The 6,736-nt window shown below is 70.9% G+C and carries 7 protein-coding genes; 3 read left to right on the forward strand and 4 right to left on the reverse strand.

The annotated features are described in order from the left end of the window. Nucleotides 1-32: 32 nt before the first annotated feature. From DQW06_RS15050 to DQW06_RS15065, 4 genes are all read right to left on the reverse strand, one after another. On the reverse strand, nt 33-383 hold the full coding sequence (locus tag DQW06_RS15050) for a hypothetical protein (protein ID WP_013151776.1): 351 nt from the start codon (nt 381-383) through the stop codon (nt 33-35). A 227-nt stretch (nt 384-610) separates the two neighbouring features. Next, nucleotides 611-2,326, reverse strand: a complete 1,716-nt coding sequence (gene gcl / locus DQW06_RS15055) for a glyoxylate carboligase (RefSeq protein WP_071621574.1) — start codon at nt 2,324-2,326, stop codon at nt 611-613. 202 nt (nt 2,327-2,528) lie between these two features. Beyond that, nucleotides 2,529-3,419 carry a 2-hydroxy-3-oxopropionate reductase gene (locus DQW06_RS15060; protein WP_013151774.1) on the reverse strand — a complete coding sequence of 297 codons (891 nt, stop codon included), beginning with the start codon at nt 3,417-3,419 and terminating at the stop codon, nt 2,529-2,531. Nucleotides 3,420-3,487: 68 nt separating this feature from the next. Then, nucleotides 3,488-4,285, reverse strand: a complete 798-nt coding sequence (locus tag DQW06_RS15065; protein ID WP_117198722.1) for a hydroxypyruvate isomerase family protein — start codon at nt 4,283-4,285, stop codon at nt 3,488-3,490. A 411-nt stretch (nt 4,286-4,696) separates the two neighbouring features. Here DQW06_RS15065 and uraD point away from each other — a divergent pair, with 411 nt between their 5' ends. From uraD to pucL, 3 genes are all read left to right on the forward strand, one after another. Further along, nucleotides 4,697-5,245, forward strand: a complete 549-nt coding sequence (uraD, locus tag DQW06_RS15070; RefSeq protein ID WP_013151772.1) for a 2-oxo-4-hydroxy-4-carboxy-5-ureidoimidazoline decarboxylase — start codon at nt 4,697-4,699, stop codon at nt 5,243-5,245. After that, on the forward strand, nt 5,242-5,580 hold the full coding sequence (gene uraH / locus DQW06_RS15075; RefSeq protein ID WP_013151771.1) for a hydroxyisourate hydrolase: 339 nt from the start codon (nt 5,242-5,244) through the stop codon (nt 5,578-5,580). The genes uraD and uraH overlap by 4 nt, the downstream gene beginning before the upstream one ends. Before the next feature lie 234 nt (nt 5,581-5,814). Then, the gene (gene pucL, locus DQW06_RS15080) at nt 5,815-6,711 is read left to right on the forward strand and encodes a factor-independent urate hydroxylase (RefSeq protein WP_013151770.1); all 897 of its coding nucleotides are present in this window, start codon (nt 5,815-5,817) and stop codon (nt 6,709-6,711) included. Nucleotides 6,712-6,736 lie beyond the last annotated feature (25 nt).

Raw genomic sequence — 6,736 nt, forward strand, 5'->3', positions numbered from 1 at the left:
GCCCCGGGCGGCGCGCCCGGGGCCGGGAGCGGTCAGAACTCCCCCTGGCAGGCCTGCTGGACCTTGCCCTGGCCGAAGGACTCCACGTAGGTCTCGTCCGGGGCCAGTTCCAGGTAGCCGTCCGTCTGGGCCCCGTAGATCAGCACCGGGTCGGTGCCGTTCCACTTGAACTGGAGCTGGCAGTCGTCCGTGGCCTCGTAGGTGGCCCACCAGAACCCTTCGGAGTCCGGTGCCGTGATCCTGAGTTCGTCACCGGGCAGACCGCTCTCCGCCAGGAGTTCCTGGAACTCCTCCTCGGAGCCGTTCTGGGAGGAACAGGCGGAGGAGGTGAGCGCGACGGCCGCGACGGCGACCGCAGAGAGGAAACGCGCGTGGGGGGACATGCTTTTCCAACTTCCGAGAGTGCCGACGACGGCTCCGTTGCGTTCTCCCGCTCCCTGGCACGGCGGCTCCGTCGTCAAGGTGACTCCACGTTTGCGCAGGTGCGGGCCGGAGAAAACGCACGTCGCGAAACACTCCGGACACAACCCTGTAACGGCAGGTTCACCTGTGTCCGGTGTGCCCCGTTTGGTCCGCTGTGGCAGGCGTTCCGCACGGGGCACACCCGCCGTCAGGCCCCCGGGACCGGCTCGAACTCGCGGACCGCGTCGATCGCGGGCCCGTGCGGCGTGTTGGCCTCGCGCTCGATCATGATCTCCACGAGTACCGGCCGCGAGGTGGCCTGGGCCTGCTTGCGGGCCCACTCCAGGGACTCGCGGATCTCCCCGGGCTCCACGACGCGGCGCCCGGAGCAGCCGTAGGCCTCCATGAGCTTGACGTTGTCGGTGCCGTACTCGTCGTAGTGGATGTCCACCTGGTAGTTCATGTCGAACGGGATCGAGGCCTGGCGGATCAGGCCCAGGTACTCGTTGTTGAGCATGATGATGACGTAGGGCACGTCGTACTGGGCGGCCACGGCCAGTTCCTCGACCATGTACTGGAACCCGTAGTCGCCGACGATCCCGACGACCTCCGCGTCCGGCTCGGTGTGCTTGAGCGCCTTCTTGACGCCGATGGCGGCGGGGATCTCCCAGCCGAGCGGGCCCGCCTGGCCGCAGATCTGGTAGTGGCGCGGCTTGTACGCCTTCTGATGCTGGCCTCCCCAGATCTGGTACAGGCCGATCGCGGTGACGAAGTAGGTGTCCTCGCCGAAGACCTCGTTGATCTCCTTGTAGACGCGCGGCGCCTTGACCGGGACCGTGTCGAAGTCCTCGCGGCGGGTCAGGGTGGCCTTGAGCTCGGCGACGCGGTCGATCCAGGGCCGCACCTCGGCCTTGGCGCCGCGGGCGCGCGCGGCGGCGAGCAGCTCGCGCAGGAACAGCCGCGCGTCGGAGACCACGCCCAGGTCGGGTTCGAAGACCCGGCCGATCTGGGTGGCCTCGATGTCGACGTGGATGAATCTGCGCTCGCCCCGGTAGACGTCGATCTGCCCGGTGTGGCGGTCGGCGAAGCGCGCGCCCACGGCCAGGACCAGGTCCGACTCCAGGAAGGAGGCGTTGCCGTAGCGCTGGGAGGTCTGCACGCCGGTCATGCCCGAGTACAGCGGGGAGTCCTCGTCGAAGGAGCCCTTGCCCATGAGGGTGACCTGCACCGGGACCTGGAGGTGCTCGGCCAGCGCGCGCAGGTCGTCGGAGGCCTCGGCGGTGATCACGCCGCCTCCGGCCAGGATCAGGGGGCGCTCGGCCTCCAGCAGCATGTCCAGCGCGCGCTCCACCCGGGGCTGGTGCGGCTCGACGGCGTTGACCTTGAGCGGGGCGTCGATGGCGGGGTCGTAGTCGATCAGCTGCTGGGCGACGTCCACGGGGATGTCCACCAGGACGGGGCCGGGGCGTCCCTCCCGGGCGATCCGGAACGCCTCGCGGAAGATCCAGGGCGCGGTGGCGGCCTCCTTGATCTGGACGGCCCACTTGGTCACGGGCTTGGCGATCTCGACGATGTCGACCGCCTGGAAGCCCTCCTTGTCCAGCAGGTCGGTGCGCTGCTGGCCGGTGATGCACACGATCGGGACCGAGTCCGCGATGGCCGTGTACAGGCCGGTGATCATGTTGGTTCCGGCGGGGCCGGAGGTGCCGATGGCCACGCCGACCTTGCCGGTGGTCCGGGACCAGCCGTCGGCCATGTGGGTGGCGCCCTCCTCGTGGCGGACGGTCAGGTGCTCGATGCCGCCGACCTGTTCCATCGCCTTGTAGAGGGGCAGGATGGCCGCGCCGGGGCAGCCGAAGGCCGTGTCGACGCCCTCGTCCTTGAGGACCTCCACGACCGCGTTCATCGCGGGCATCTGTGGCATGGGAAGCGAACCCTTCAGTGCTGGGGATGCTGGTGGCTGTGTGGTGATGACGCCGTGTGCTAGGGGTGGCGCTGCTGGGGTGCGGGAGGGCCCGCGGGTGGGTCCGGACGGCGCGTGCGGGCCGTGTCCGCCGGTGCGGCCAACACCGGGGAGGGACGGCGCGGGGCCGGGTGCGGACCCTGGCCTCCGAAGGGCCGGTCCGTTACTTCTCGGAGCGGTCGGAGAGCTGCTCGACGATCTTCAGCAGCGCGGAGTGGTCGAGGCCGCCGTGGCCCTGGTGCTTGAGCGCGCCGACGTACTGCGCGACCTGGGAGCCCAGCGGGATCGCGACCCCGGCGGCGCGCGCGGAGTCGGTGACGATGCGCATGTCCTTGTCGTGCAGCGCGATCCGGAAGCCCGGGGTGAAGTCGCGCTTGCGCATGGCGGCGCCCTTGCGCTGGAGCACGGTGCTGCCCGCGAGCCCGCCGCCCAGGACCTCCAGGCCGGACTCGGTGTCCACCCCGTGCGCCTCCAGGAAGACCAGGGCCTCGGCCAGGAGCTGGATGTTGCCCGCGACGATGAGCTGGTTGGCGGCCTTGACGGTCTGGCCGGAGCCGTTCGGTCCGACCAGGACCGGGGTGGTGCCCAGGACGTCGAAGAGCGGCCGGGCCGCCTCGAAGTCCTCCTCGGCGCCGCCGACCATGATGGAGAGCTTGGCCTCGATCGCGCCCGCCTCGCCGCCGCTGACGGGGGCGTCCAGGACGCGCAGGCCGCGCTCGGCCCCGGCCTCGGCCACCGCGCGGGACACGTCCGGGCGGATGGTGCTCATGTCGATGAGCAGGGTGCCGGGCTTGACGTTCTCGAAGACGCCGCCCCGGCCGAGCATGAGCTCCTCCACGTCCGGGGAGTCCGGGACCATGGTGATGACGGCGTCGGCGTCGGCGACGGCCCCGGCGACGCTGCCCCCGCGCAGGCCGCCCTCGGCGACCAGCGCGTCGACGCGCTCGGGGCTGCGGTTGTGGCCGGTCACGGTGTACCCGGCGCGGACGAGGTTGACGGCCATGGGCAGACCCATGATCCCCAGGCCGATGAAGGCGATCTTCCTGACGGGCACGAGGGCCCCCTTCGTGACTGGTGTGCTGCTGGTGCTGTGCTGCTGGTGGCGTGGTGCGCGGCCGGGGGTCAGTTGAGCCAGCCGAAGCTCTGGGCGCTGGGCACGGTCGGCTTGTACTCCAGGCCGACGAGCCCCCGGTAGCCCCCGGTCTGGGCGGCGGTGAGCAGTTCCCCGATGGGCAGCCGTCCGGTGCCGGGCTCGCCGCGCCCGGGGGTGTCGGCGATCTGGATGTGTCCGAACTCGGCGGCGTGGTCGCGGACCGCGGCGGCGAAGTCGTCGCCGTTGACGGCGAGGTGGTACAGGTCCGCCAGGAGGGCGACGTTGTCCGCGCCCGCCTCCCGGGCCCGGGCGACGAACGCGAGTCCGTCCGCGGCCGTGGTCAGGGGGTAGCTCTCGGCCCCGCTGATGGGCTCGATGAGGACGGTGCCGCCGACCGCCGCCACGGCCTCGGCCGCCGCGACGGTGTTCTCCAGGGCGGTCCGGTCCTGTTCGCCGGGGTCCACCCCCGGCTGGCGCAGGCCGTAGAGGGCGTTGAAGCCCGTGGCGCCCGTGCGCTCGGCGATGCGCACCACGACGTCGATGTTGGCGCGGAACTCGGTGCTGCGCGAGGGGTGCGAGAGCACGCCCCGGTCGGGTCCGGGCAGCTGGCCCGCGAAGAAGTTGAGGCCGCTGAGACGGACCCCCGCCCGGTCGAGGGCGGAGACGAAGGCGTCGATCTCGTCCTTGGGCGGGGTCGGGCTCTCGAACGGCCACCAGAACTCGACGGCGTCGAAGCCCGCCTCCCGCGCCGCCCGGGGGCGGTCGTTGAGGGGGAGCTCGGTGAACAGCAGCGAGCAGTTCACCGTGTACCCCAGGGTGTGGCTCATACCTTGCCTCCAGCATCTACTTTCACAATGTGGAAAGTAGTTTTCGCTTTAAGGAATGATTGAAGTGTGTGCCGGGGCACCCCCGCTTGTCAACCACTCCGGGACCCGGCTCCCCCACACCGCGGACGCCACTCCGGGCGCGCCGACCCCGCGAACCCCCCGAAACCCGTCGCGGACTCTGTGTGACGGTGAGAAGGTCGGGCCTTCTTTGTGCTCGGGCACAGATCGGGTTATTTTTCGCAGATCTCCCCTTGCGAGTGTTGACAAGGTCACACTCGCATCAACTAGAGTCCCTCCAATCCGTAATACGGAATTAGCTATCTGCACTACGAAAATTCTTGGCGGGGGCTGCGGCGGTGCGCCGTCCCACGGACGGGGACCCGGGGTTCGCGCCAAGTCACGGGAGACCACATGAGCACCCCGGAGGAGCCGGAGAGCGGGCCCGACCCCGGCCTGGCCCGCCTGAACGCCCTGCCCCAACAGGAGCTGCGCGCCGCGCTCGCGCAGTGCCTGGACGTGGACCGCTGGGTCGCGGCAGTCGCGTCCGAGGCGCCCTTCTCCGACCGAGCGGCCCTGCTGGCCTCGGCCGACGGGCACGCCCGCGCCGTCACGGCCGACGAGGTCGCCTCCGCGCTGGCCCGCCACCCCCGCATCGGGGAGAAGGCCGAGGGCGCCGGCACCGAGGCCGCATGGTCGCGCGGAGAGCAGTCCGCCTTCGCCTCCGACACCGACGACGCCTCCGTGCGCGTCCAGCGGATCTTCGCCCACGCCCAGCGCGAGTACGAGGACAGATTCGGGCAGATCTACCTCGTCTGCGCGAGCGGGCGCTCCAGCCGCGAACTCCTCGCCGACCTGGTCGCGCGCCTGTCCAACGACCGCGACACCGAACTGGCCGTGGTCGGCGGGGAGCTGCGGCGGATCGCCGGGCTCCGCCTCGTCAAACTCCTGGAGGACGCATGAGCCACGTCACCACCCACGTCCTGGACGCCGCCCTGGGCAGTCCCGCCCGCGGCGTGCCCGTGCGGCTGGAGGCCGCCGACGGCCCCGGCGCCTGGCGGACGGTCGCCGAGGGGCGCACCGACGACGACGGGCGCGTGCCCGACCTGGGCCCCGACCGGCTCCCCGCGGGCTACCACCGGATCGTCTTCGACACCGCCGCCTACTTCGGGGCCACCGGCCAGCGCGGCTTCTACCCCGAGGTCGCCATCGTGTTCGACCTCGCCGACGAGGACGCCCACTACCACGTCCCGCTGCTGCTGAGCCCGTTCGCCTACTCGACCTACCGGGGCTCCTAGCCGGGCGGGCGCCACGCGCCCTCCCCCTGGGCACCACCCACACAGACCACCGCGGCGGCACGGCCGACCGGGAAGGGAGCGGCGGGCAGGAGATCCTCGCCGGCCAGGGCAAACCTGAATCTTCGAGTGCGCGACAGGTCCTTCCGCACGACCACAGCGGTCCTCCCTCGTAGCACTTGCGCCACGGCGCGAACGATGACGACTTCACGCATCACACGGATGGAGTTCACCCTGATGGGCATCCGACTCGGAGACAACCAGTACGGCAAGGCCGAGGTCCGCCTCGTCCACGTCAACCGCGACACCGACGTCCACCGGATCAAGGACGTCAACGTCACCTCCCAGCTGCGCGGAGAACTGGAGACGGTGCACACCCTCGGCGACAACAGCACCTGCCTGCCGACCGACACCCAGAAGAACACCGTCTACGCCAAGGCCCGCGAGTGGGGCGGCGTCGGCGCCGTCGAGGACTTCGCCCTGCGTCTGGCCCGCCACTTCGTGGACGAGCACGAGTACGTGCACGGGGCCCGCCAGGAGGTGCACGAGTACTCCTGGGAGCGGATCCAGACCTCCTCCGGCCCGCACGACCACGCGTTCTCGCGCAAGGGCGCCGAGACCCGCACCACCGTCGTCACCAAGACGGGCGACCGGGAGTGGGTGGTCTCCGGCTTCGAGGGCCTGTCCGTGCTCAAGTCCACCGGCTCGGAGTTCCACGGCTACCCCAAGACCAGGTACACGACGCTGCCCGAGACCACCGACCGGATCCTGGCCACCGACGTCACCGCCCGCTGGCGCTACGTGGGCGTGGAGCACGACTTCGACAGCACCTACTCCTCGGTCCGCGCCCTGTGCCTGGACGCCTTCGCCCGGACCCACAGCCTGGCGCTGCAGCAGACCCTCTACGAGATGGGCAGGGCCGTCCTGGAGGCGCACCCGGAGATCGCCGAGATCCGCTTCTCCATGCCCAACAACCACCACTTCCTGGTGGACCTGTCCCCGTTCGGCCTGGACAACCCGAACGAGGTCTTCTTCGCCGCCGACCGCCCCTACGGCAAGATCGAGGCCACCGTGGAGCGCGACGACGCCCCCGGGCCCGGCGACGCCTGGAAGACCGTCCCCGGCTTCGTCTAGAGGCCTCCCCTCCCCGGGACGCCGC

Source organism: Nocardiopsis sp. TNDT3 (assembly GCF_003427465.1).
Classification (GTDB): domain Bacteria; phylum Actinomycetota; class Actinomycetes; order Streptosporangiales; family Streptosporangiaceae; genus Nocardiopsis; species Nocardiopsis dassonvillei.

Excerpts from the sequence above, each read along its gene's own strand:
- pucL (WP_013151770.1), top strand. The coding sequence starts at position 5,815 with ATGGGCATCCGACTCGGAGACAACCAGTACGGCAAGGCCGAGGTCCGC.
- DQW06_RS15050 (WP_013151776.1), bottom strand. The coding sequence starts at position 383 with ATGTCCCCCCACGCGCGTTTCCTCTCTGCGGTCGCCGTCGCGGCCGTC.
- DQW06_RS15065 (WP_117198722.1), bottom strand. The coding sequence starts at position 4,285 with ATGAGCCACACCCTGGGGTACACGGTGAACTGCTCGCTGCTGTTCACC.
- uraD (WP_013151772.1), top strand. The coding sequence starts at position 4,697 with ATGAGCACCCCGGAGGAGCCGGAGAGCGGGCCCGACCCCGGCCTGGCC.
- gcl (WP_071621574.1), bottom strand. The coding sequence starts at position 2,326 with ATGCCACAGATGCCCGCGATGAACGCGGTCGTGGAGGTCCTCAAGGAC.
- uraH (WP_013151771.1), top strand. The coding sequence starts at position 5,242 with ATGAGCCACGTCACCACCCACGTCCTGGACGCCGCCCTGGGCAGTCCC.